Annotated in this window: 22 protein-coding genes and 3 pseudogenes; 11 read left to right on the top strand and 14 right to left on the bottom strand. The window is 68.7% G+C overall.

Annotated features, from left to right (window positions below; genetic code table 11):
• Positions 1 to 172: 172 nt before the first annotated feature.
• Positions 173 to 1,444, top strand: coding sequence for an alpha/beta hydrolase-fold protein (locus AB0L53_RS06620; RefSeq protein WP_363991295.1), 1,272 nt, complete (start codon positions 173 to 175; stop codon positions 1,442 to 1,444).
• A gap of 40 nt (positions 1,445 to 1,484) precedes the next feature.
• Here the strand turns inward: AB0L53_RS06620 and AB0L53_RS06615 are convergent, their stop codons facing one another.
• The 3 genes from AB0L53_RS06615 to AB0L53_RS06605 all read right to left on the bottom strand — a co-directional run bounded on the left by AB0L53_RS06615 (position 1,485) and on the right by AB0L53_RS06605 (position 3,472).
• Entirely contained in the window at positions 1,485 to 1,844 is a 360-nt protein-coding gene (locus AB0L53_RS06615) for a hypothetical protein (protein ID WP_358544439.1), read from the bottom strand.
• 221 nt (positions 1,845 to 2,065) lie between these two features.
• The gene (locus AB0L53_RS06610) at positions 2,066 to 2,848 is read right to left on the bottom strand and encodes a GAF and ANTAR domain-containing protein (RefSeq protein WP_363991291.1); all 783 of its coding nucleotides are present in this window, start codon (positions 2,846 to 2,848) and stop codon (positions 2,066 to 2,068) included.
• 51 nt (positions 2,849 to 2,899) lie between these two features.
• Entirely contained in the window at positions 2,900 to 3,472 is a 573-nt protein-coding gene (locus AB0L53_RS06605; RefSeq protein ID WP_363991288.1) for a DUF5994 family protein, read from the bottom strand.
• A 206-nt stretch (positions 3,473 to 3,678) separates the two neighbouring features.
• On the opposite strand from AB0L53_RS06605, the gene AB0L53_RS06600 reads away from it, so the two are divergent.
• Both AB0L53_RS06600 and AB0L53_RS06595 read left to right on the top strand, forming a co-directional pair.
• Positions 3,679 to 4,680 carry a LacI family DNA-binding transcriptional regulator gene (locus AB0L53_RS06600; RefSeq protein ID WP_363991285.1) on the top strand — a complete coding sequence of 334 codons (1,002 nt, stop codon included), beginning with the start codon at positions 3,679 to 3,681 and terminating at the stop codon, positions 4,678 to 4,680.
• A gap of 62 nt (positions 4,681 to 4,742) precedes the next feature.
• Positions 4,743 to 6,107: a sulfatase-like hydrolase/transferase gene (locus AB0L53_RS06595; protein WP_363991282.1), complete on the top strand. Its 1,365-nt coding sequence runs from the start codon at positions 4,743 to 4,745 to the stop codon at positions 6,105 to 6,107.
• 40 nt (positions 6,108 to 6,147) lie between these two features.
• Here AB0L53_RS06595 and AB0L53_RS06590 read toward each other — a convergent pair whose 3' ends face one another.
• From AB0L53_RS06590 to AB0L53_RS06580, 3 genes are read right to left on the bottom strand one after another with little or no spacing between them, the layout of a single operon-like run.
• Complete coding sequence (locus tag AB0L53_RS06590) at positions 6,148 to 7,065, bottom strand: formylglycine-generating enzyme family protein (protein ID WP_363991279.1); 918 nt, start codon at positions 7,063 to 7,065, stop codon at positions 6,148 to 6,150.
• Between the two features lies 1 nt (position 7,066).
• The gene (locus tag AB0L53_RS06585; RefSeq protein WP_363991276.1) at positions 7,067 to 8,482 is read right to left on the bottom strand and encodes a sulfatase; all 1,416 of its coding nucleotides are present in this window, start codon (positions 8,480 to 8,482) and stop codon (positions 7,067 to 7,069) included.
• Entirely contained in the window at positions 8,479 to 9,945 is a 1,467-nt protein-coding gene (locus tag AB0L53_RS06580) for a sulfatase-like hydrolase/transferase (protein ID WP_363991274.1), read from the bottom strand. The genes AB0L53_RS06585 and AB0L53_RS06580 overlap by 4 nt, the downstream gene beginning before the upstream one ends.
• A 236-nt stretch (positions 9,946 to 10,181) precedes the next feature.
• Between AB0L53_RS06580 and AB0L53_RS06575 the strand changes: the two genes are divergently transcribed.
• Positions 10,182 to 11,054, top strand: coding sequence for an ice-binding family protein (locus AB0L53_RS06575; protein ID WP_363991272.1), 873 nt, complete (start codon positions 10,182 to 10,184; stop codon positions 11,052 to 11,054).
• Between the two features lie 8 nt (positions 11,055 to 11,062).
• Here the strand turns inward: AB0L53_RS06575 and AB0L53_RS06570 are convergent, their stop codons facing one another.
• Entirely contained in the window at positions 11,063 to 11,263 is a 201-nt protein-coding gene (locus tag AB0L53_RS06570) for a hypothetical protein (RefSeq protein ID WP_363991270.1), read from the bottom strand.
• A gap of 396 nt (positions 11,264 to 11,659) precedes the next feature.
• On the opposite strand from AB0L53_RS06570, the gene AB0L53_RS06565 reads away from it, so the two are divergent.
• On the top strand, positions 11,660 to 12,268 hold the full coding sequence (locus AB0L53_RS06565) for an SUKH-4 family immunity protein (RefSeq protein ID WP_363991267.1): 609 nt from the start codon (positions 11,660 to 11,662) through the stop codon (positions 12,266 to 12,268).
• Positions 12,269 to 12,536: 268 nt separating this feature from the next.
• Here the strand turns inward: AB0L53_RS06565 and AB0L53_RS06560 are convergent.
• Both AB0L53_RS06560 and AB0L53_RS06555 read right to left on the bottom strand, forming a co-directional pair.
• Positions 12,537 to 12,629 (bottom strand): annotated as a pseudogene (locus AB0L53_RS06560) (TetR family transcriptional regulator); the annotation flags it as partial.
• 163 nt (positions 12,630 to 12,792) lie between these two features.
• Positions 12,793 to 14,010 (bottom strand): hypothetical protein, encoded by a 1,218-nt coding sequence (locus AB0L53_RS06555; RefSeq protein WP_363991265.1) that lies wholly within the window; start codon positions 14,008 to 14,010, stop codon positions 12,793 to 12,795.
• A 469-nt stretch (positions 14,011 to 14,479) separates the two neighbouring features.
• Here AB0L53_RS06555 and AB0L53_RS06550 point away from each other — a divergent pair, with 469 nt between their 5' ends.
• The 3 genes from AB0L53_RS06550 to AB0L53_RS06540 all read left to right on the top strand — a co-directional run bounded on the left by AB0L53_RS06550 (position 14,480) and on the right by AB0L53_RS06540 (position 16,900).
• Complete coding sequence (locus AB0L53_RS06550) at positions 14,480 to 14,902, top strand: hypothetical protein (protein WP_363991262.1); 423 nt, start codon at positions 14,480 to 14,482, stop codon at positions 14,900 to 14,902.
• A gap of 187 nt (positions 14,903 to 15,089) precedes the next feature.
• Positions 15,090 to 16,238: a histidine kinase gene (locus AB0L53_RS06545; RefSeq protein ID WP_363991259.1), complete on the top strand. Its 1,149-nt coding sequence runs from the start codon at positions 15,090 to 15,092 to the stop codon at positions 16,236 to 16,238.
• Entirely contained in the window at positions 16,235 to 16,900 is a 666-nt protein-coding gene (locus AB0L53_RS06540; RefSeq protein WP_363991257.1) for a response regulator transcription factor, read from the top strand. Before AB0L53_RS06545 ends, AB0L53_RS06540 begins: the two co-directional genes overlap by 4 nt.
• Before the next feature lie 80 nt (positions 16,901 to 16,980).
• On the opposite strand, the gene AB0L53_RS06535 is transcribed toward AB0L53_RS06540, so the two are convergent.
• The 4 genes and pseudogenes from AB0L53_RS06535 to AB0L53_RS06520 form a co-directional block, all read right to left on the bottom strand.
• Positions 16,981 to 17,658 carry a GNAT family protein gene (locus AB0L53_RS06535; protein WP_363991254.1) on the bottom strand — a complete coding sequence of 226 codons (678 nt, stop codon included), beginning with the start codon at positions 17,656 to 17,658 and terminating at the stop codon, positions 16,981 to 16,983.
• A 150-nt stretch (positions 17,659 to 17,808) separates the two neighbouring features.
• Positions 17,809 to 18,195, bottom strand: a complete 387-nt coding sequence (locus AB0L53_RS06530; protein WP_363991251.1) for a VOC family protein — start codon at positions 18,193 to 18,195, stop codon at positions 17,809 to 17,811.
• Positions 18,196 to 18,227: 32 nt separating this feature from the next.
• A pseudogene (locus AB0L53_RS06525) lies at positions 18,228 to 19,078 on the bottom strand (IS5 family transposase).
• A 164-nt stretch (positions 19,079 to 19,242) separates the two neighbouring features.
• Positions 19,243 to 20,139, bottom strand: a complete 897-nt coding sequence (locus AB0L53_RS06520; RefSeq protein WP_363991247.1) for a zinc-binding dehydrogenase — start codon at positions 20,137 to 20,139, stop codon at positions 19,243 to 19,245.
• 130 nt (positions 20,140 to 20,269) lie between these two features.
• Between AB0L53_RS06520 and AB0L53_RS06515 the strand changes: the two genes are divergently transcribed.
• The 3 genes and pseudogenes from AB0L53_RS06515 (at position 20,270) to AB0L53_RS06505 (ending at position 22,233) form a co-directional block, all read left to right on the top strand.
• Entirely contained in the window at positions 20,270 to 20,866 is a 597-nt protein-coding gene (locus AB0L53_RS06515) for a TetR family transcriptional regulator (RefSeq protein ID WP_357962672.1), read from the top strand.
• Positions 20,867 to 20,920: 54 nt separating this feature from the next.
• Positions 20,921 to 21,052: pseudogene (locus AB0L53_RS06510) on the top strand (IS5/IS1182 family transposase); the annotation flags it as partial.
• Positions 21,053 to 21,204: 152 nt separating this feature from the next.
• Positions 21,205 to 22,233, top strand: coding sequence for a hypothetical protein (locus AB0L53_RS06505; protein WP_363991243.1), 1,029 nt, complete (start codon positions 21,205 to 21,207; stop codon positions 22,231 to 22,233).
• 415 nt (positions 22,234 to 22,648) lie between these two features.
• Here the strand turns inward: AB0L53_RS06505 and AB0L53_RS06500 are convergent, their stop codons facing one another.
• Entirely contained in the window at positions 22,649 to 23,029 is a 381-nt protein-coding gene (locus tag AB0L53_RS06500; protein WP_357962522.1) for a helix-turn-helix domain-containing protein, read from the bottom strand.
• Positions 23,030 to 23,078 lie beyond the last annotated feature (49 nt).

The raw sequence follows: 23,078 nt of genomic DNA, 5'->3' as shown, positions 1-23,078 counted from the left end.
ACTGGCAAGACCCACTCGAAAGCCGTAATACGCCAGGCGACCTACCGCAGGAGTTGTACGCGGCCCCGGCCCGCAGGGTGAAGGTTGACCACTTTCTCCACCCGGCGGTTGACGCAGAAATCGGCACCGCTTTGTACAGTGATGCCCGGTTTCTCACTTGGAGGAGGAAGCGATGCGAAGTTCCCCATGGTGGTTATCGCGCGCATTGACCGGGCTGCTGCTGATCGCCGGAGCGGTCGTGGTCCCGGCCGGCGCGGCGCGGGCGCAGACCTGCTCGACGACCCTGCCCCACCCCGACGACTACGGCATCACCTGCGTGAGCGTGGACCGGCACCTCCAGGACAACGGATCCGAGCTGCGGGACATCACCATGACCTCCACGGCGATCTTCCAGGCGTCCGGCGGCACGCCGGCGATCGACCCGCTGGCCCGTCCGATCACCGTACGGATCTACCTGCCCAAGGACTACGACCCGGCCAGGAGCACCCGCTACCGCTCGCTCTACCTGCTCAACGGCGGCGGGGACAACTACGACGAGTGGACGACGAAGACCGATCTGGTCTCCCTGGTGGAGCAGGCGGGGGCCTATGACGGCATCGTGGTGATGCCGACCGGGGGGATGACCGGCTGGTACAGCGACTGGGTCGGCCGCACTGACGGATATTTCGCGCCCAAGTGGGAGACGTACCACATCTCCCAGCTCATCCCCTGGATCGACGCCAACTTCAACACCATCGCCGACCGATCGGGGCGCGGGCTGGCCGGGCTGTCGATGGGCGGTTTCGGCACGCTCAAGTACGCCGCCGCGCACCCCGACGTGTTCTCCGTCATCGGCGCCTTCTCCCCGGGCATCGACCTGCGGGGCATGCCCGCCCAGCGGACGATCTCCGACTCCATGTGGGCGTCCGGCGCGGCGATCATGCCACTGACGGACTGGGGGGCGTTCCGGGTCAACAAATACGAGAACGGCGTCCTGGTGCTCGACCAGGACAAGCAGCGGCGCTACCGGCTGGAGAGCCTGTTCGGGCCGTACACGAGCACCGTCTTCAACGGCAAGACGATCGACGACTGGCCGTCCGTCAACCCGGCCGAACTGGTGACACAGGGCAAGTACGCGCCCTACAGCGGCCGGTTCGGCCTGTACGCGGGCGGCTGCAAGGAGTTGCCGGGCGCTCCCGGCAATCCCCAGTACGCCGACGGCCACCATCCAGCGCCGAAGACGTGCGCCTACGACAGCAAGGCCCATGATGACGCCCTGTCGGGCGACGAGACCATCCTCGGCTCGTACGTGAGCGACTTCGACAAGACGCTGACCAGTCTGGGAGTGAACCACCGCTACTGCTACGGCACCGGCGGCCACGACTGGAACTCCTGGCCTGACGACCTGGCCGACTTCCTCCAGTACGCCTACGGCACGGCCCCGGCCTACTGCCCCAACGCGTGACCGAGCGGCCTCGCACGGTGCGCCGGTGCCTGAGCGGCGCTCAGTTGCCCGTTGCCTCGGCGAGGCCACCGTGCGTGCCCCCGTCGAGGAGATGTGCCCCGGCGTCGTGCAAGGTGATGCCGAAGCGCGCGCTGCCGGCGGGCATCCGGTCGTTGTCCGCTTTGTCGGCGCTGATCGCTTTGAAGCGGGTCTCGCGGGTCGGGCCATCGCCGACGAGGTGGCCGCGCAGGTGACCGGCACGGTTGTACACGGCCCAGCGGCCCGCGGCCACCTGCGGCATCGAAGCCGGGTTGTCCTTGAGCCACTGCGCGTTGGCCGCGTGCTCGGCCCGCTCGTCGGCCTCGGTGGCCGGGGCGGACTCCATCGTGGTCAGGTCTTCGGATGTGCGAGGACTACTCATCTTGCGTCCCGCTCTCAGGATGTGGCTGACGTCCCCCGATACATCGGAGGAACACTCGGTGCCTGGCCCCATGCTACCGGCGTACAGCACCTGTCACCGACCTGGGACTTCAGGGGCTCCCGTACCCCGCCCCCGATCCGGCAGTTCGGCGACGCGGTCACCTTCTCCAGCGACACGGGCGGAACCACCGTCCGGTTACCGGGCTGACGCCTCGCCGGGTGTCACGGCGTCGGGTCAGCGTCCTCGGCTGAGGGGGCGGGAGGGAAGGGCATGAGGCCGGGGTCGGCGGCACGGGCGACCACCTCACGCGCGAGTTCGGTCAGGTGGCGGTTGTGGTCGCGAGCGTGCCGGCGCAGCACGACGAAGGACTGCTCCATCGGCAGCGTGTAACGCTCGCTGAGCATGCCCTTGGCCTGTTCGATTACCGCCCGGCTGTTGAGCGCGTGCTGCAACTGCTCGGACAGAACCTGGCCTTCCCGGATGGTGCGCTCCTGTAGCAGCCCGATGGTGGCTATGTCGGCCAGGGCCTGGGCGAGCGCGACGGTGGGGGCCGGCATTTCGCCGGGCTCCTGGCGAAACAGGTTCATCGCGCCGATCACCTGGTTGCGCAGCCGCATGGGCAGCGCGTCGACCGCGCGAAACCCGTTGACGCCGGCCTGCTCGGCGAAGCGGGGCCAGCACCGCATGGGCTCCGCCGTGGCCAGGTCGGCGCAGTGCACGGACTGACCGGTGGCGAAACAGTCCAGACAGGGACCCTGGTCGGTCTGGAGCTGGAACAGCTCCAGCAGCCGGCTCTGCTCACTGGAGGCGCCCACCAACCGCAACTTCTCGCCGGGGGCGGCGAACAGCAGCCCGGCGGCGTCGACGCCGAGGAGTCGCACGCACTGCTCGGCCAGGCCATGCATGAACTCGATGACGTCGAACCCGGTTACCAGCGTGTCGGCCAGGGTGATGAACGCCTGGGCGACCTCCAACGTCGGGCCGTGGGACGGGGGGAGGTCCACACCCAGCAGCCTACGCCCCTGCCGACCCGGCGATCCGGTTGGAACCACTGGCTACCCGATCGGCGGACCGGCCGCCTGGTCGGCGATGTGCCCACCCTCGTTCTCCCAGCCGTCCAAGGCTTTCCGGCCCGCCCGCCGGGCACCGCGAGTGGCGGGCAGGCGGGCGATGGTGAGGAGGTCGACCGGCCACAATCCGGTCGTGTCCTGAGCGCCGAGCTTGAGCGCGGCCGCAGCGGGCCCGCTCGCGGTGCCCGGTGGGATGACCAGCAGCACGATCGGCTCGGCACCCGCGAGGATCAACGTGACCACCTGAGGGTCGGTGTTGCGGAACCAGCCGACCTTGATCTGGCGCCCGGGTGCCGGGATACGGCGCGGGATGTGGTCCCACGTCTCCTTGCGCACGCCGACCCGCAACGTGGTCTGGTCGAGCCGCTGATCGACGGCGGCGATGAGCCCTGGCAGCTCCGCGGCCGCGTCGCGGGAGTGGGGCCACCACGCCCCGTCCACCACGGATCGCCGGCTGAGCACGGGATTCAGGCTGAGCCGCACTTCGGAGTCGATGGCGGAAACGGCGGAAGCGACAGCGCGCAGCGGCTTGAGATGAGTAAGAATTGACGCCTTCATGGTCGCCTGACCTGTCCGGCCCAACATGAGGAGGCCGACAATCGCGGATCGCCGTGGGCGACGCCGACCTGAGTGTCAACGCACGAAATGTCCTCGGTACCTGAATTCTACCTCACGGGCAAAGAGCGTCCGAACGACAGAAGGTTGATCCGATCAGGAGGGTTAGAGTAGAGCCTGCTGATGTTAATCGTTTAACATCAGCACACATGAGACCCACAGCGCGACAGGTGGCCGAGCTGGCGCAGGTGTCGGTGGCGACCGTGTCCTATGTGCTCAGCGGCCGGGACCGGCCCGTCGCCGCCGAGACGAGACAGCGGGTGCTCGACGCGGCCAGGCAGCTCGGCTACACGCCCGACCAGGCCGCCAGGAGCCTGCGCAAGCGCCGGACCCAGCGGGTCTGCCTGGTTCAGGGCTCGCTCGGCGGGGTGCCCACCGACGAGCGGCTGGCCAGGGACCTCCACGAGATGGCCGACGTACACGGCTACTCCGTGATCACGCTCGCCGTCTACTCCGAGGCTCGCGCGCGGGCCGCCGCCGACGTGCTGCGGAGCGGGATCGCCGACGGCGCGCTGGTCAATCTGGCCGGCGAGCACCTCACCCACGACCTGCTGGCCGAGATCGTCGCCGGCGGACTGCCGATGGTCGTGGTCCGCAACGAGAGCGTGCCGGACGGCTGCGACGTCGTACGGACACCGGAGACCGAGGTCAGCGCCGAGGCGGTCGAACACCTGCTCGCCGAGGGCCGCACACGCGTCGCCTTCATGGCGCACCGCCACGAGCTCTACCGCGACCACCCGACCGGCAGGCTGCTGGGCTACACGACGGCCCTCGACCGGCATGGTGTGGACCGGCGGATCATCGTCTCCGGCGCGGACGACCGCGTGGCGGCCTACCACTCAGCCACCGAGCTCCTGCGCTCCTCCGACCGGCCGGACGCGATCTTCGCGGCGTCCGACCGGGCGGCGATCAGCGTGCTCTCCGCCGCCAGGGACGCCGGGCTGAGCGTGCCGGGCGACGTCGCGGTGATCGGGGTCGGCAACATCGACGAGGGTCTCATCAGCAACCCTCAGCTGAGCACCGTCGGCCCGCTCAAACACGACTACACCGACGTCGTACGCCTGCTCTTCGACCGCCTCCAGGCCGATGGACCCCTGCCTGCCCGCGAGGTGGTCCGCCCCTGGACATTCCTGCGGCGCGGCTCCTCCTGACGGGCTTCCCCACAGCCCCTTCCCCACAGCCTCTCCAACGGCCCTTCGACAGGAGTCCTTTCTTGCGCCCGAACGTGATCGTCGTCTTCACCGACCAGCAGCGGTGGGACACCGTGGGTCCCTTCACCCCGAACCTCGACCGGATGGCCCGGCATGGCACGCAGGCCACGGTCGCGCTGACTCCGCAACCGGTGTGCGCGCCCGCCCGCGCGGCCCTGCAGACGGGCCGCTATCCGACCACGACAGGGGTCTACCGCAACGGCCGCGCCCTGCCCGCCGAGGAGCGCACGCTGGCGCACCACTTCGGCGCGGCCGGATACGCCACCGGCTACATCGGCAAGTGGCACCTGGCCGCCACCGAGCCGGTGCCCGAGGAACTGCGCGGCGGCTACGGGTCGTGGCTGGCGGCCAACGCGCTGGAGCACACCTCCGACGCCTACCGCACGATCGTGTACGACGAGGCCAACGACCCCGTCTTCCTGCCCGGTTACCGCTCCGACGCCCTGGTAGACGCGGCCGTCCGGTTCGTCGCCGACCACCACGACGAGCCGTTCTTCCTCTTCCTGTCCTTCCTGGAGCCGCACCACCAGAACGAGGTGGACAACTACCCGGCCCCCGACGGCTACGAGGAGCGCTACCAGGGCCGCTGGACGCCGCCGGACCTGACCGCGCTGGGCGGCACGGCCGCCCGGCACCTGGGCGGCTACCTGGGCCAGGTCAAGCGCCTGGACGAGGGGCTGGGCCGGCTGCTCGACGCGCTGCGGAGCATGAACCTGCTCGAGGACACGATCGTCGCCTACACCTCCGACCACGGCAACCACTTCAAGACCCGCAACGGCGAGTACAAGCGGTCCTGCCACGACGCGTCACTGCGGGTGCCGCTGGCCGTGCGCGGGCCGGGGTTCGACGGGGGCGGCGCGATCTCCCGGCCGGTCAGCGTCATCGACCTGCCGCCCACGCTGCTGGACGCGGCCGGGCTGCCCGTACCGGAGAACATGCAGGGCCGCTCGTTCCTGCCGCTGCTCAGTGACGCCCGCGCCCCCTGGCCGGACGAGGTCTTCTTCCAGGTGAGCGAGTCCGAGGTGGGGCGCGGCATCCGTACCTCTCGGTGGAAGTACTACGCCGTCGCCGAGGACGCCGACCCGGTGGCCAGCCCCGCCTCCGCCCACTACCGCGAGCAGGCCCTGTACGACCTGGACAGCGACCCGCACGAGCTGGTCAACCTGGCGGGGCACCGGTCCCATCTGGAGGTGGCGGCCGGGCTGCGTGCGCGGCTGCTGCGGCGGATCGTGGCGGCGGGCGAGGCCGAGCCGGTCATCGAGCCGGCCGTCGAGGTCGACGCCCGGGACCAGGCGCTGACCGACCCGGCCGTCCGGCTGCGCGGCCCGGAACCGGTCAGGTTCGGCCACCAGCCGGCGATCTCATAGCGCCAGGGTCGGCGCTCTTATAGCGCCAGAGTCGGTGCTCTTACAGCGCCACGGTGCGGAACCCGGCGTTGGCCATCGAGGAATCGGGGGTGTTCGACGACCGCGCCGCGTTCCGATAGCGGTTGCAGTAGGAGTCGTGGCACAGGAAGGAGCCGCCGCGCAGCACCCGCGTCGTGCCACGGCGCGGGCCGCGCGGATCGGCTGACGGGGAGTAGGCGTAGTAGTCGGGGGCGTACCAGTCCGAACACCACTCCCAGACGTTGCCGACCGTCTGCCAGAGCCCGTACGCGTTGGGCGCGAACGTACGGACCGGAGCCGTGGTCAGGTAGCCGTCGGCCAGCGTGTTCCGGGTGGGGAAGACGCCCTGCCAGATGTTCACCCGCCACTCGTCCTCGGGCAGGTCGTCGCCCCACGGGTAGCGGGCGCCGTCGAGGCCGCCACGGGAGGCGTACTCCCATTCGGCCTCGGTCGGCAGGCGCCGGCCGGCCCACGAGCAGTAGGCGAGCGCGTCGTTCCAGCTCACGTGGACCACGGGGTGGTCGGCCTCCGCCGACGACAGGGCTCCGCCGGGGTGCCGCCAGTCGGCGCCGTGGACGCCGACCCACCAGGGGGTGCCCGGGACGGGGTTCATTACCTCTTCCGGGCGGGCGTGCAGGGCCAGGTGGAAGACGGCGGAGAAGCCGTACTCCTCGGCCTCCGTCCGGTAGCCGGTCGCCTCGGCGAAGGCGGCGAAGTCGGCCGTCGTCACGCAGGTGGCGTCGATCGAGAACGGCGTCAGGACCACCGGGTGGACGGGCGTCTCGCCGTCGCCCCGGTTGCCGTCGCCGGTGGCGTCGCCCATCCGGAACTCGCCGCCGGGCAGGTCCACCTGCTCGATCGTGTGCGTGCCCTGTGCCGCGAACCGGGCCGGCTCCAGGGGTGACGCGAGCGTCGCGGGTGTGCAGCAGCTACCCGACATGTCAGACCCCACCGGGGATCGGCTGGCTGGGGTGCGGCTCGTCGCCCAGTGCCGCCTGCGCCTGCCACATGCGGGCCTTCATCTCCTCGCGGACCGCGAGATAGTCCGGCTCGAAGTAGACGTTGCGCAGCTCCGCGGGGTCGGCCTCCAGGTCGTAGAGCTCCCATTCCCCGCTGTAGGTGAACGCGCCCGTGCCGGGCAGTCCCATGCCGTCGTTGTAGAAGTAGATGATCTTGTAGCGGGAGGTCCGGTACCCGTAGTGCGCCGGCGCCTTGTGGAAGACGTCGTCGTGCTCCCAGTAGCGGTAGTACATCCCCTCGGCGGGAGCCGGGCCGGGCTCGCCGGTCAGGTCCGCCAGGAAGCTGCGCCCCTGCATACGGGGATGGTGCGTCACCCCGGCCACGTCCAACACGGTCTGCGCGAAATCCACGTTCGTCACGATACCGGGGTGTACCTGACCAGCCGGAACGCGCCTCGGATAGCTCAGGACGAGCGGCATCCGCAGCGACTCCTCGTACATGAAGCGCTTGTCGAACCAGCCGTGATCGCCCAGGAAGAAACCCTGGTCGGAGCAGTACATCAGGAGAGTGTCCGCGAAGTCGCCACGGGCCCGGAGCCAGTCGACCACCCGGCCCACGTTGTCGTCGACCGAGGCGACGACGGCCAGGTAGTCCTCCATGTAGCGCTGGTACTTCCACAGCGCCAGCTCCTCGTAGGACAGCCCCTCGGGCGGATCCTGCTTGAGGTCCTCGGCGTTCAGGTGTTCGGCGATCCGCATCGCCGCCCGCCGCGCCGAGGACGAGCGCGTCGCGTGGTCGTCGGTGAACGTCGCCGGCACCGGGATGGGCTCGGCGTACATCCCGGCGTGCTTCTCGTCGGGCTCCCACGGGCGGTGCGGCGCCTTGTGGGAGATCAGCAGGCACCACGGGTCGTCGCCGTCGAGCCCGTCGGCCCACGACAGCGCCAGGTCGGTGATGAGATCGGTGGCGTAACCGGGGACGGTCCGCAGTCCCTCCGCCGAGAGGAACCGCGGATCGAAGTACTCCCCCTGCTCGATCAGCACGTCCCAGTAGTCGAACCCCTCCGGATCATGACCGGGGCCGTCCCCCATGTGCCATTTGCCGACGATGGCCGTCCGGTACCCGGCGTCCCGCAGCAGGCTCACGAATGTCGGCTGGGCGGCGTCGATGGGCGTGACGAGCGTCGAGACGCCGTTGACGTGCGAGTACGTGCCGGTCAGGATGCTGGCCCGGCTCGGCGAGCAGAGCGCGTTGGTCGCGAAGCAGTTGTCGAACCGGGCCCCGGACGCCGCGATCTCGTCGATCCGCGGCGTCCGGTTGACCACCGACCCGTACGCCCCGACGGCGTGCGAGGCGTGGTCGTCGGTGAGGATCATGACGATGTTGGGCCGTCTCACCGGTAGGTCGCCTCGTCCAGCCCGCTCATCGTCGGGTCGTAGGAGACGTCGCCGACGTCGTACATCGACGTCATCCAGTGGTAGAAGTTGTCACCCCGATCCCGCAGCACCTGGCACAGCCGCCGCATCAGCCGGCCGCGCACCGCCTCCATCTCGGGATGCGCGTAGACGTTGAGCAGCTCGTCCGGGTCGGTGAACAGGTCGTACAGCTCGTTCGTCGAGTCCGGGTTGACGACCAGTTTGTAGCGGTCGGTCCGGATCATCCGCTGCGGGTACGGGAAGTGGTGCCCGTGGAACTCGCAGACGATGTCCTGCTCCCACGCCACCTCGTCGGCGGAGGCGAGCGGCACGAGGCTGCGCGAGTCGACGGCGGGAGTGGGGTCGATCCCGGCCAGTTCGAGGATGGTCGCCGTGCAGTCCAGCAGGCTGACGAACTCCAACCGGACGACTCCGGGCTCCTGCCCCGGGACGCGGAGCAGGCCGGGCGTGCGGTAGATGTCCTCGTACATCGCCGGGCCCTTGTCGTGCAGCCGGTGCGCGCCGGTGAACTCGCCGTGGTCGCAGGTGAAGAACACGGCCGTGTCGTCGACCAGCCCGAGGCGCCGCATGGCGTCCATGACCCGGCCGATCTGGGCGTCGATGAGCGCGACGTACCCCCAGTAGACGGCGATGAGCTTGCGCGTCACCTCCAGCGGCATGGTGTCGAACGTCCAGTGCGCGCTGTAGTTGGCCTGCACCGCGGGCTTGCCGACGAAGGTCTCGGCGATCGACTTGGGCAGCTCGACCAGCTCGGGGTCGAACATGTCGAAGTACTCGTCCGGCACGATGTACGGCAGGTGCGGCCCGAAGAAGTTGAGCTGCAGGAAGAACGGCCGCTCGTCGGCCGCGTACCGCTCCAGCATCTCGATCGTCCGCGTCGCCAGGTAGTGCTCGAACGTCGCCTCGACCGGCTGGCGCAGCCGCGCGGCGAGCAGGTTGCCCGGCCCGCCGTTGGGCAGCGTCCCCCGGATGTGGTCGTGGATCTCGTACGGCGGAAGTCCGTTGGCCGCCAGGTAGTCCAGATAGTCGGGGTGGTCCACGGGGTTGTGCCACCCCGGCAGGTCCGGCCCGTCGAAGCCGAAGTCGGCCGCCCGCCGGTGGTGCCCGACGTGCCACTTGCCGATGAGCCCGCAGTTGTACCCGGCCTCGCGCAGCGCCTCGGAGAAGGAGAACTGCCCGTCGGGCAGGTCCTCCATGTAGCCGACGTTGCGCTCGTGGTTGGCCAGCAGCTTGTGCCGGAACGGCGCCTGCCCGGTGAGCAGGCTCGCCCGCGCGGGCGTGCAGATCGCGGTGGGGGTGTACCAGCGGTCGAACCGGGTTCCGGTCCTGGCCAGCTCGTCGAGGACGGGGGTGGCGGCCAGGCGGTTGCCGTACGCGCCGAGGGTGTCGACCCGGTGCTGGCGGATCTGGCTGCGGTTATCCACAGCTCACCCGCCGTGGTGTCGCGACGTGAATCGTGCGTCACAGGCTGACAGCGAAATTCGGCGCCATAGCCATCCCAAGGTTTGGGCTGATCCCGGTGAACCCCGGCTGTCTTGTATCCCGTGTCAGTGATCAAGGAAAGAAGTCTTGTCATCCACAGAGCACGCCACCCCCGCACCGGGCCGATGTGGGGACTACAAGATCACTATCCGCAACTCCGTCCATAGGTGAGGGACTTATGAACAGACTTGTCTCGGCAATGCTGCGATATGCCAGGGGTTCGACCTTCGCGACCACCGGTGTGGCCGCCCCGGCACAGATCGGCTTTCCTGGCTCTTCCCGGCTGGCGGCCGGTTTCGCGCTCATTCCCGTCGTGACCATGCTCCTTACCGCGCAAGCCAGGGCGTGCACCCCGGACGAGCCGGTGGGGCTCGGCAGCGCCGCGAACTTCGCGGTTCTGGGTGCCAGCACCGTCACCAATACCGGCGACACCGTCATCACCGGCGACCTCGGGCTGAGCCCGGGTACGTCGGTCACCGGTTTCCCGCCCGGCACCGTGGTCGGCGGTGCCATCCACGTGGCCGACACCGCCGCCGCCCACGCCCAGGTCGACCTGACCGCCGCCTACAACGACGCCGCCTCTCGTACTCCCGCCACCACCATCGGGACAGAGCTCGGCGGGACCACCGTGAAACCAGGGGTCTACAACTCCGCCGCGGGCACCTTCGGGATCACCGGAAACCTGACCCTCGACGCGCAGGGAGACCCGGACGCGGTCTTCATCTTCCAGGCGGCCTCCACCCTTATCACCGCCTCCTCCAGCGCGGTGATCCTCACCGGCGGCGCCAAGGCCGCCAACGTCATCTGGCAGGTCGGCAGCTCGGCCACGCTGGGTACCGGCTCCAGCCTGGCCGGGAACGTCCTCGCGCTGACCTCGATCACCGTGACCACCGGCGTGAACGTGAACGGTCGCGTCCTGGCCCGCAACGGCGCCGTCACCCTGGACACCAACGCCATCAACCGGTCCACCGGCGCCCTGTCCATCAACGTGCCCGGCAGGGCGGACCTGGGTTCCGCGGCAGCCGGCGCCATCACCCACTCGGCCGCTTAGTGCTTCCGTCACAGCTTGATGGGGCGGGCGGCGAGCCGTACGCCCAGGTGGGCGTGAGTGCCGAGTAGCCACGCAGCGCTACCGTACACCGATACGGTGGAGCCGCCGAAGATCTGAGCCACCATGGCCACCGGGGACCACATCCCCGTGAGCAGCGGCAGCCAGCGGAACGCGCCGGGCAGGAGCACGAGCAGTCCCGCCGGAATCACCCGGGTCCCCCTCTCCGGCGGCGCAGGTGGACATGACCATCCAGACAAAGGCGAAGAGCCCCACGACGAACAGCATCCCGGTGACGGTGTCGAGCGTCTGGACGCCCTCCTGGATCTTGTCTCCCACGATGGGGCTACCGGCCGCCCAGGCCGCGGCCCCGACGGCAAGGAGCAGCCCGGCGAGCCGGCTTCACAACGCGCGAACTGACCGCAGCTGATCGGGGAGAATGTCCGATGCCCGTCGTCAACTCCCGTCGTCAACGGCACTGGGACGTGCCAGAGCGTTCACGTCGCAAACCTCGATCCGCAACGCTGTTGTTGTGGCCGCTTCCATCCGCTTCCATCCACTAATATCCCCACGGCGCCCGTGCCGCCGCCGAGTTCGGAGTTCCGGCAGTGCTTTTCGACGTCACCCGCAGCGAACTCGCCGACATCTTCGGCGAGGACCGGCTCGCGGCCCTGCCCGCCACCGCCTTCCCGCCCTCCGCCGCAGGCACCGAGGGCGCCCGCCTCCTGCAGACCGTCGGCGTCCCCACCGGGACGCTCTGGCTGCATGAGGCCGACGAGGACTCCGGTCGGCTGCCCCTCGTCCGGGACGTCGTCGACGCCGAGGACGTCTCGGGGGACGCGGGCGAATGGCCCGTCATCGGCTGGCTGCTCAACGCCCGCCTTGCCCTCGACCCCGGCTCCGGAAAGGTGCACGCCTTCGACGCCGACGAGGAGACCGTGCGGAAACTCCACACGGACGTCTCCTCCCTCGTCCAGGTCACCCTCCGGTTCCAGCGCCTGCTCGAGGAGTTCACCTTCAGCGGCGACGACGGAGACGAGGAAGCCGACTTCGAGCGCCTGGAACGCGAGGTCGAGCGTATCCGTCAGGAGACGAGCAGCATTGACCCGCTCCCCTTCCAGGACGACGAGACCGTCTGGTCGGTAGTCGGCGAGGAGATCGCCGCGGGCCAGCGCTTCAAGGGCACCAGCCCGGGAGCCCGCTCGCTCTACGGGTGATCGCCGGCCGATGTCGCCCACAAACCGCGGTCTGCGCGGCGCGGCGCGTTCGTGAGCGGCACGGCGAACCGCCTGCAGGACGTCTCGATCGCTTACGACGTTGCCGCCCCCACCTATGCGCAGCTGTTCCGAGACTCGCTGCGAGACAGTCCCCTGGACCGCGCGATCTTGGGTGCCTTCGCCGAGGTCGTCAGTGCGGGTGGGGACGGTCAGGTCGCGGACCTGGGATGTGGGCCTGGCCATATCACCGCACATCTGGACGAACTGGGGCGGCGTACATGCTGGTGCGGCTGATACCCATGGCGTCGGTCAGGTCGGTGAGGCTGGCGCCCTCGTAGCCCTGCTCCCAGAAGACGCGCATGGCCTGGTCGAGCGCCTTCTCGACAATGAACAGGCCACCACCTCAGCCGCTTACGAAGGTCCCGTTCGGCGCGGACTCGATCATTCCGGAGTCCGTCCCCGCCGGAGGCGGATCTTGGTTCGAGGCGTCAACGCCACGGGGTGCATCGCGAAGTGCCCGGGGTTCAGCCGGTGACCCGGGCCAGGAACTGGCCCTTGGCGTGCTCGTCGGTCTCCCGGGTGCCGTAGCCGGTGGCCCACAGGCCGCCGCCCGGCACAGCGCCGAGCTGCTTGATCCGGTAGTCGTCGAGCAGCGGCGGTTTCGGCGCCTGCTGCCAGGCGGTGCCGTTCCAGCGCAGCAGCACACCGACGCTGCGCGCGGTGTCGTCGTCCTGCCCGCTGCCTCCGGCCCACACCTCGGTGCCGTTCCAGGCCAGCGAGGTGATGGAGGATCCGTACCAGCCGGTGATCGCCGGGGTCGGCGTCACCGTCCACGCGCTACCGTTCCAACGCATGGCGAACGCCTCGCGCTTCTTGACCGAAATGCCGTTGGCCTCGTAGGTGGTCCGCTGACCGGCCGCCCACACCTCGCCGGACCGCGCGGCCACCGCGTCCAGGGCGGTCTCGACCAGCGCTTCCTTCGGCGGATCCGGCAGCCGGGACCAGGTGCGGCCGTCCCAGTGCAGCACCAGGGTGTGCGCATCGGTGCTCGGCCCGTAGCGGTTGGTGGTGCCGACCGCCCAGACGTCGTCCGGCGCCAGAACATGCACCGCGCTCAGGTCGGTGTTGCCCGCGAGCGGCGGGAGGCTCATCTTCTGCCAGGCGGTGCCGTCCCAGCGGATCACACCCGCCGTGGAAACCTCACTGCTCGGCTGGTACGACCTGCCGACCGCGAAGGCGGTGCCGCCCACCGCGGCGACATCATCAAGGTAGAAAGGGTTGTTCTGGTCGGTCGGGTACGGAGTGAGGGTCCAGGCCGTACCGTTCCAGTGGTAGGCGATGGTTGAACCGGTGGCCCACACGTCGTTCGCCGCGGCGGCCGACACCGAGGTCAGCGCGCCCCGGCAGTTGATATCCGGTCGGTCGTTCACCCAGTTCTGACCGTTCCAGCGGAACAGGTCGGGGCAGACCACACCCGCCGGCGGGTTCGGCCAGCCCTCCATCCGCACCTGCCCGACAGCCCAAGCTTGGGTACCGCTCAGTGCGGCGACATCGTTGAGTTCCTTGAGTTGCTTCTCAGATTCGACGTATCCATAGGGAAAGGACAGCTGGTCCCAGACCGGCGCAAGTGTCGCGCCCGCCGGGGCCGCGGTCGCCAGGCTCGCGGTCGTCAGGCTCGCGGTGAGCGCGACCGCGCCGAGAATTCTGCTGGATGTCAGGGATAATATTTTTCGCTTGGTCACGAACGCTTTCGTACCATCGCCGGTCAGCGGCGCCCATGGCCTAGGGAATGCGTAGGGGGCCCTGGAGAAACCATAGGGGCCCTAGGGGGTGCTCCACTGGCGCGCCCATTATCGATAGGCATTGGCCAATGACGTTTTCTCACTGAATTTTAGCTGATCTGCCTGTGTGAGAAATGGACGAGAACGAGCGTGGCGCGGACCAGATCGCTGACTCTGCTGAGGGCTGAGCGTTCCTGACGTATTGGCGGGGTCAGCAGTGGCGGTCCGCCAACGGTTCCTACCACGAGCGGAACTTCATGTCCGTCCACAGGTCGCCGGGGCACTTCGCGCCTGATACCTACTCCCTTTGGTGTAGCTCGTACAGCGAACGGGGCAAGGTCAAGTGACGATCAACGGACGACGCGCTCCCGCTGCGGTCCTGCCTAGCGTTTCTCGTCGAGATAGCCGGATGAGAACTGGAGGAATCGCCATGAGCAAGAAAGTGATCACTGCGATCGCCGGGCTGAGCTTGACGGCCGGTTTGCTGGGATTGGCCGGCGTGCCGGCTGGTGCCCAGACCGGCACGGCCGGCCAGGCCACTGCTGCGATGGCCGCGCCGAAGCCGCCGAAGGGCGCCAGGGCGGTGCTTCAGGTCAGCCCCAATCCCACCACCAAGCGAAGCCAGGAGGTGACGATCACCGGCAACTGCGGCGGCGGCAAAGAGCTTAAGGCCGTGCTCGCCGGGATCAACAGAGAGCACCCGCTGCTGCAGAACATCCGCATCATTGACGACAACCCGCAGGGATTCGTGGTGAAGGCGACCCTCGCCCCCACAATCGGTAACGGCGTCGGTCCCGTTTTCGTCGACTGTGGCGACGAGGCAGGCGTGACCCTCCTGGTCACCCACGTCTGATCCGAACCTTCCCACCTGGGCTGGTAAACAGATCAAGAGCTTCCGCGGTCCGTGAGTCCGCCGGTCCGCGCGACTTCGGAAGCCGAACATGCCGACGGCGTCACCTAGGCGGTCACCTGGGCGACGCCGTCCCGGTTCGCCCCGGCCCGGCGTTACACCCCCTCGCCCCTCGAGAAAGGGCCTTCGCATGGCCGAACCGCCCCCACTACGCGAACCCGCTCCTGTCCGGCACTTCGCCCGGATCACCGACATTGCGCTCGCTACCCTCACCCTGGTCTTCTTCATCGCCGTAGCCCTCGCCACCGGGGTGCACACCCCCCGGCAGGGCACGCTCCCCCTCGCTCTGCTTCTCGGAGCGCTCCTGCTGGTCAGACACCGCTGGCCGATGACCGTGCTGCTGCTGTCAATCGGCGGGATCTTCGCCTATCACCTCACCGGACATTGGTCTCCCGCCGGTTGGATCTGGCCGGCCGCGGTCGCCTACTTCACCGCCGCAACCACGCCACGCGTGCGCTGGGTGGCTGCCATCGGCCTGGCCCAGCTGGTCTACTCTGCGGTCGACTTCCGCTGGGCGCTGGACACGAACCCGACCCGCTACGTCTTACACGTCGCGGGGGAAGGCCTGCTCCTGGCGATCCTCATCGCTGCGGGCCTCGCCTACGCTGCCGCGCTGCGCTGGCGCGAGCGGCTGCGCGAAACCGACAGCCGTGCTCGTGCCGCCGAGGAACGGCTGCGCGTCTCGCACGAGGTACACGACATCATCGCGCACACGCTGGCCGTCGTCGGCGTTCAGCTCAATGTCGCCGCCGACACTCTCCAGGAGGACCCAACCGCGGCCGCCGTCGCGCTACGCCTGGCGAAGGACGTCAGGAACCGGGCGATGACCGACCTCCGCTCCCTCGTCGCGGTCCTGCGCGACAGCCCCGCTGACACCGCGCCCCAGGCGGATCTGGCTTCCCTGGACACTCTCATCGCCGACGCCCGCGCCACCGGGCTCGAGGTGACCCTCGACGAGCACGGCGACCGCGCGGCCATCCCTGCCATTCCCGCCGTCGCCCTTTACCGCGTCGTCCAGGAGTCCCTCGCCAACACGCTCAAGCACGCGGGAGCGAGCAAGGCCGAGGTGACGATCGGCTACCAGCCCCGCTCGATCACCGTCGAGATCACCGACGACGGCCGCGGCGCCTCAGGAGCCGCCGAGGCCACCGAAGGCCATGGCCTGGCCGGTATGCGCGAGCGAGTGAGCGCACTCGGAGGCGCGCTCACCGCAGGACCGATCGCCGGCGGCGGCTTCGCCGTGCGGGCCGACATCCCTGTGGCAGGCTCGACGGCATGACGATCAAGGTGCTCCTCGCCGACGACCAGGCACTCGTACGGGCCGGCTTCCGCAGCCTGCTGGCCCGCTCCCGGGACATCACGGTCGTCGGCGAAGCCCAGGACGGCGACGAAGCCGTACGGCTGGCCTCGAGCACCCACCCCGACGTGATCCTCATGGACATCCGCATGCCCGGCACCGATGGGATCACCGCCACGCGCCGCATCATCACCGGCTCGACCGCTCTGAGCTGTCGCGTCATCATCCTCACCACGTTCGACACCGACGAACACGTCTTCGCCGCCCTGCGCGCCGGCGCCAGCGGCTTCCTCACCAAAGAGGTCGAACCCGCCGAACTGCGCCGGGCGGTCGCCGCCGTCGCCGACGGAGACGCGCTCCTGTCTCCGGGCGTGACCCGCCGCGTCATCGAGCAGTTCGCCCACCGGCAGGACCTCACGCCCAGCGCGGGGCAGCGATTGGCCGCCCTTACCGTCCGGGAACTGGAGACGGTCAAGCTCGTGGCGCTCGGCCTTTCCAACAACGAGATCGCCGAGCGGCTCGTCATCAGTCCGCTCACTGCCAAGACCCACATCACCAGGGCCATCGCCAAGCTGAACGTGCGCGACAGGGTCCAACTGGTCATCCTGGCCTACGAGAGCGGCTTGATACGGCCCGGCGCCTGACATCGGGTTTGCCGCGACTGATCGAAGAGGGCCATCACCCAGGATGAAAACAGTCATACCCTCCCCGGAAGGTTTGTTGGTCAGTCAGCTGGTGGTAGGCCGATCCCGAGGACTGGCAGGCAGTCGCCGACGGCGACGAGTTCGATGTCGTCGCGCCGCCGCTTGATCCACTGCTCCCGGGTCAGCCGCCACCGCTTGATCTCTGCCGGCTCGCCGCGCCGGGTGTCCCAGTCGACGCCGTTCGGCACGTAACCCAGTGCCTGCGAAACGCGGTTCGAGGCGTGGTTGTCGACGAAGGCATCGCTGCCCGCCTCACGGGCCCCGAGCCCGTCGAAAGCCAGCTGCAGCACCGCCTGCCGCATCTCCTTGCCCAGGCCGCCGCCCCGAACGTCCGGGCTGAGCCAGGAGAATGTGGTGACCGTGCCGAACGCGGCGAAGTCGCGGCCGATCAGATCCTGCATGCCCACCGGTTCGCCGTCGACGACTACGACGAAGTACAGACGCCACAAGCTCTCGCTGACCTGGCCCCGGCCCCGCCACACCGCCCGCAGCCAGCCCCACTCGCGCTCCGGGCTGTCCGCATAGAGGGACATCGGATCGTCGAAGGGCCACGGGGGCTTGACGGCCACGCCCTTGCGCACCGTCGGGACCAGGCGTTCCAGGAGCTCATCTGTCGCCCCGAGCAAGGACAGCCGAGGTGTGTGCACCTGCACGTTCAGCGGGGGATACGCGGACAGAGGCGAGCCAGTCGTCGGCATGGGCGCAACCGTACGGGCCGACCGGCACGGCGCGCATCACATATTCGGCCTGGCCCCTGAGCACGTCGTTCGCCTCGCGCACTGTCACAGGCCATCGACAGTCGAGACGCCCACTCCGGCCCACACCCGCCTGGTCTACCAGCGGCAGACTCAGGGCCAGGTCTTGGCCTCGGACTCGAACACCGCGCGGTCGCTCTCCACAGGCAGCACGCACATGAGATGACCGCCGGGGACGCGCAGGGTACGGCACTCCTGCCACCGCGCCACCTCACTCGCGCCCAGGGAGAGCAGGCGCCGGGTCTCCGCCTCGACGTCGTCAGTCTCGATGTCCACGTGGAAGCGGGGCGCGTCGTCGACCGACTGCACGGCCACGAGCGGGCCGGGCTCGGGCAAGGCGCCGTGCAGCGAGATGAACTGCTCCTCGGAAGGCAACGGGCGAGCCGTGGCCCCCAGCGCCGCAGCCCAGAACGCGGCCGCCGCCCCAGCCTCCGGCGCGGGGGTGTCGATCAGGAGGGCGTAGACACGACTGCGATGCATGGTGATCATGCTAAGACCGACCGGCAAATGGATCACTTCAGGCGTCGGGTGGTGGGCGGTGGTCCCAGCGATAGCGGGTCGTCGAGCGTCGGATGAGCATGCGGAGCGTGACGAAGGCGGCGGCGAGGTATAGGTAGAAGTCCACGACGCTGCTGCTCTTCTCGGTGCAGCGCCGCAGCTTGCCGTAGCCGTTCATCCACGAGTGGCACCGCTCAACCACCCACCGTTTGCCGGCCTGGATCGGTGCGGGCACGCCCTTGCGGGCTATCTCGCCGGTGAAGCCGAACTCGTCGAGCAAGGCACGCGTCCTGGCGCTGTCGTAGCCCCGGTCGAGATTGACGTTCACTTGCTCGGGGAGTGCTCCTACCTGGGCTTTCGTTGCTTCGAGGGTGGGGCCGAGCAGTGGTGAGTCGTGCCGGTTGGCGCCTGCGGAGACAATTCCCAAAGGGACCCCGGCCGCGTCGGAGGCTAACGATCGCTTCAGTCCCTGTTTGTCTCGGTCGACCGGGGAGCGTCCAGCTTTCTCGCCGCCCGATGGAGCTTTCGTGATGCATCCGTCCACGGAGATCTCAGCCAGTTGGAGGCCGATCATCCGATCGTACGCTTGCAGCGCCAGGGCGTGGACCTGCTCTGATATGCCCATCTGCGACCAGAGCTTGACGCGGCGTCGAATGGTTCGGTCCGAGCAGTCCGGACTGGCGATCCGCTCGTATCCAGTGCCGTGGACCAGGGCCTGCACGATGTGCTCGAAGACGATTCGGTCCGGGACCCGGCGACGGTGGCAGCCCAGCAGGTGGGTCGGCGCATAGTCATCGCGCGCGGGTAGCAGGGCGGCGAACTGGTCCCACAGGGGGGCGAGCAGGCAAGATGGCACAGCAGGCACGGGCCCTCCAGTGATCACTGAGCGTAGAGAACTCCATGATCATTCGAGCCCGTGCCTGTCTCGTACCCGGCACCACCATTCGCCCGTCGGTCGCAGCCCCGTCTTTGACCTCCATCAGCGTCGTACGGCACGGAGGAAGGTTGTGACGGCGTCGCACCAGCCGGTTACTTGAGATCGAGGACGGCTTTGCCGTGGAGGCGACGGTCGAGCAGAACCTTGACTGCCTCGGAGTGGCGAGTCCAGGGGCCGCGCCAGCTGATGCCCGGATCGAGGCTGCCTGCGGCGATCTCTCCAGCCAGCCAGGTCAGATCCGCAGAGAAGTCGGTGGTGGGGTCGCCGAAGAGGAAGAAGGTGCGGATCGACCGGCCGTGCCGTCCTCCGTCGCCCAGCAGGGCATCCGGTGACAGCACCGCATCGGCCTCGGAGGATCGGCCTACGCTGATGAGGCTGCCGCCGGCCGACAGGGAGGCGAAGGCGTCGACGAGGTACTGTCCGCCGACGTTGTCAAGAACGGCCGAGACGGGCTGCCGCACGGCGGCCGGCTCGGGGTGGACCTCGTGGGCGCCCAGGGCTCGCAGCCCGTCCGCCTGAGCGGTGCTCCGGCTGATGGCAACGACGTGCGCGCCGGCGCGGGCGGCCAACTGGACGGCGTAGCGGCCGACGCCGCCTGAAGCACCGGTGACCATCACGCGGCGACCGAGCAGCGATCCCATCTGACGTAGCACGTGCAGGGCGCTCAGCCCGGCCACGGGAACGGTGCTCAACGCGCCGGGATCGGCGTCCTTTGGCGCGGTGCCGAGCAGGGCGGCGGGTACGGCGCGCAACTCGGCCCAGCCGGCCTCCCCTCCAAGGGTGACAACCCTCTCTCCCTCGGCCGGGCCCGAACCGTCGGCGGCCGCCTGAACGACCACGCCGGCCGCGTCCCATCCGAGCACGGTGCCGTCCGGCATCTCCGGACGGGTGGCCACATGGACCTCACCGAAGTTCAGCGAGACCGCCTCGACCCGCACGAGCACCTCGTGGGCGGCGGGTCGCGGGGCAGGGACGTCCGTCAGTGACAAGTGTCCAGGTGAGGTGTGATCCACGACGAGTGCACGCACAGGAAGGTTCCCTTTCATAAAGTGCCATAGTGTGGCGTTTGCTCTAGTAGAGCATATGCGTGATCTCGGCGTACTTGGTACAGTGATTGTGATGACGACCGTTAAACAACCCGCCAGCCTGCGCGAACGCAAAAAGCTGCATACTCGCCAGGCACTGATCGACACCGCCATCACGCTCTTCAGCGAACGCGGATTCGACAACGCTCCGCTGGACGCGCTGCTGGAGCAGGTGGAGGTGTCCCGGCGGACCTTCTTCCGCAACTTCCGCTCCAAGGAGGACGTTGCACTCACCGCCGTCAAGCAGCTCTGGGACACCTACCTGGAAGTCCTGGACGGCATCCAGAAGTCCGGGCCTCTGGCCGATGTCTTCCTCGCCGCCATGCTGACCACTCTGGAGCGCATGGACGAGGACTGGTACCGGCGCTTCCCGCTCACGCTCCGGCTCATCGCCGACTCACCCGCACTCGACGGGTACACGCTGCGGCACTGCGCCGAAGTCCAAGCCGAGATCGCGTGCCGACTTGACGAACAAAACCGTCTCGAACTGCGGCTCCTCATCGAGTTCTTCGTGGCCACCTGGCGCTGCGCTCTGGACGAATGGCTGCCCGACTGCACACCGGGCGAACTGCCCGCGCTCTTGCGCCGGGCCTGCTCAACCATGAACTCCGCCCTCAGCCTGGAGGCATGAGCTCGTTCTGTGCCACCCGGCCTCGAACAGGGCCCGGACGTGCTCACCCATAGGGAGAAGCGCAGCAGCGCCGTGGACTTCTACCTATACCTCGCCGCCGCCTTCGTCACGCTCCGCATGCTCATCCGACGCTCGACGACCCGCTATCGCTGGGACCACCGCCCCACCACCCGACGCCTGAAGTGATCCATTTGCCGGTCGGTCTAAGAGCCTGCTGACAAAGGGATTTGGTGCCGGGGCTCGAGCCAGGAGACGGTCGGGTTTGGTCATGTTCGGGCCGTTGACCTGAGAATGGGAGCGGGCTCCCGGTAGCTGAGGTGTTGTCTAAGATCGCGTCCATGACGAGGACCACGCCGCCGCGCCCGCTCGATGTTGAGGTGTTGTTCCCGGAACTGGCCGCTTACCGCGGTACGACTACCCGGCTGCACCCTCGTCCGGGCAGCCCGGACGTGTCGTCCAGTTCCGTGGGCGGCCCCCTTCTTTGGCCGGCGGACGAGCCATGGCCGGTGTGTACGAAGCCACACAAGCGCGGGACCGGGCGGCGCCCCGCGGACATCCATCGGGAGCGACAAGTCCTCGCGGCTGCCTGGGCCCGCGACCCGGATGCGGGTCCCACGACGGAGGAACGGGCACTCCTGGAGGAGTTGGCGCGGAAGCATCGCGTCGAGGGGGTGGCCGACACCGATCCGCTGCCGATGATCGGTGTCGCCCAGCTGTACCGGCGGGACGTTCCCGATCTGCTGACGGGACCGGACGGGTGCGACCTCCTCCAGGTGTTCTGGTGCCCGTTCGACGGGCACGGACCGACCGGCTGCGGCATGTCGCTGGACCTCCGTTGGCGCCGATCCTCCGAGGTGGCCGAGGTCCTGGCCGCGCCGCCCCGACCAGCGGTCGTGGGATTTGACGGATATGTTCCGGAGCCCTGCGTGCTGCACCCGGAACAAGTGGCCACCTACCCGTTCGCCGGACTGCTGCCCAAGGACCTGCACGCCCGGATTGACGCCTGGGAGGAAGCCCTCGAGGAGGAGGCCGAAGAGACAGGGGAAGACGACGCACCCGAGGCGCCCACCTACCAGCAGGACCTGTCCATTCCGCCCGGCTGGCGCGTCGGAGGGTTCGCGTCGTGGCACCTGACCGACCCGTCTCCCATGCACTGCCGGGCCTGCACGGCACCGATGGACCTACTGTTGACCATCGACAGCAGCGAGTGGGACGGCGGCAGCGGCAGCTGGAAGCCGATCGAGGAACAGGATCTGCCCGCGCACCGGTTCGCCACGCCGACCGAGGTCACCGTGGGGCGCTGGGGTCAGCTGAACGTCTTCGCCTGCCCTGTTCCCTCGCATCCGCACTCCTGGAGCATCCAGTAGGCCGTCAGGCCTGTGATCCCTCGCGTGTGCCCGATGCAGGGTGGCTGCGGGAATGGGCTTAGCGTACGTTTCCGTTCCGCCACACCCTGACCCCCGAGATGTGGCCAAGATGATCAGATGAGATCGGGTTCGCTGGAGGTAATGATGCCGCGGGTGGACACCTGACTCACCTGCCGTGACCAGGTCGCGGGGATACCGTCCGATCTGAGGCGAACCGGCTCGGGCGGCCGCGGCCGGCGGAGTGCGGCTCCGGGGGGTCCTGCCGACTACTGCATGATGGTAACTGTCAGGTGACACGCCATCTGGCCGCGTGCCAGCCAAAGTGGCCAGATAGTTGGCCAGCGTCAGGCGAAGTGGCCAAATGTGACTGAGCACGCTAGCTGGCCACTCTCGGCATCCCAGTTGGCCGCAGAAGTCAGGCGTCGAAGCGACGGCGTGCGGCCTCTATGTGACCGAAGTACCGGTGGGTCCAGCCGCACATCCCATCGACCGTCGCTCGCAGAGCCTGGCCCGGCTCAGTGAGGGTATATTCGACCCGCGGCGGGACGGTGGGGTACACGGTGCGCTCGACCAGGCCGTTGCGCTCCAGCATGCGCAGGTTCTGGGTGAGCATCTTGTGGCTGATGCCCTCGACCTCGCTCCGCAGCTCACTGAAGCGCAGGGTGCGATCACCGAGGCCCTCGACGATCAGGAACGCCCACTTGTTGGCCACGTCCGAGAAGATCTCCCGCGCCAAGGAGCCCGCACGCGCCAGGTCTGCGTCCTCGGGCGAGCCTGTGAACTGCTTGGTCACCATAAGGTTCTCCAGTCACGGAAAAGTGCGTTCTTCCACGTCAGCAGCCAGT

It is taken from the genome of Nonomuraea sp. NPDC052129, from assembly GCF_040680095.1.
Taxonomy (GTDB): domain Bacteria; phylum Actinomycetota; class Actinomycetes; order Streptosporangiales; family Streptosporangiaceae; genus Nonomuraea.
This window is presented reverse-complemented; position numbering and strand designations above follow the sequence as displayed.

Coding starts and splice junctions, on each gene's coding strand:
- AB0L53_RS06620 (WP_363991295.1), top strand. CDS start 173: ATGCGAAGTTCCCCATGGTGGTTATCGCGCGCATTGACCGGGCTGCTG.
- AB0L53_RS06615 (WP_358544439.1), bottom strand. CDS start 1,844: ATGAGTAGTCCTCGCACATCCGAAGACCTGACCACGATGGAGTCCGCC.
- AB0L53_RS06605 (WP_363991288.1), bottom strand. CDS start 3,472: ATGAAGGCGTCAATTCTTACTCATCTCAAGCCGCTGCGCGCTGTCGCT.
- AB0L53_RS06600 (WP_363991285.1), top strand. CDS start 3,679: ATGAGACCCACAGCGCGACAGGTGGCCGAGCTGGCGCAGGTGTCGGTG.
- AB0L53_RS06590 (WP_363991279.1), bottom strand. CDS start 7,065: ATGTCGGGTAGCTGCTGCACACCCGCGACGCTCGCGTCACCCCTGGAG.
- AB0L53_RS06575 (WP_363991272.1), top strand. CDS start 10,182: ATGAACAGACTTGTCTCGGCAATGCTGCGATATGCCAGGGGTTCGACC.
- AB0L53_RS06550 (WP_363991262.1), top strand. CDS start 14,480: ATGAGCAAGAAAGTGATCACTGCGATCGCCGGGCTGAGCTTGACGGCC.
- AB0L53_RS06545 (WP_363991259.1), top strand. CDS start 15,090: ATGGCCGAACCGCCCCCACTACGCGAACCCGCTCCTGTCCGGCACTTC.
- AB0L53_RS06540 (WP_363991257.1), top strand. CDS start 16,235: ATGACGATCAAGGTGCTCCTCGCCGACGACCAGGCACTCGTACGGGCC.
- AB0L53_RS06535 (WP_363991254.1), bottom strand. CDS start 17,658: ATGCCGACGACTGGCTCGCCTCTGTCCGCGTATCCCCCGCTGAACGTG.
- AB0L53_RS06530 (WP_363991251.1), bottom strand. CDS start 18,195: ATGCATCGCAGTCGTGTCTACGCCCTCCTGATCGACACCCCCGCGCCG.
- AB0L53_RS06515 (WP_357962672.1), top strand. CDS start 20,270: ATGACGACCGTTAAACAACCCGCCAGCCTGCGCGAACGCAAAAAGCTG.
- AB0L53_RS06505 (WP_363991243.1), top strand. CDS start 21,205: ATGACGAGGACCACGCCGCCGCGCCCGCTCGATGTTGAGGTGTTGTTC.
- AB0L53_RS06500 (WP_357962522.1), bottom strand. CDS start 23,029: ATGGTGACCAAGCAGTTCACAGGCTCGCCCGAGGACGCAGACCTGGCG.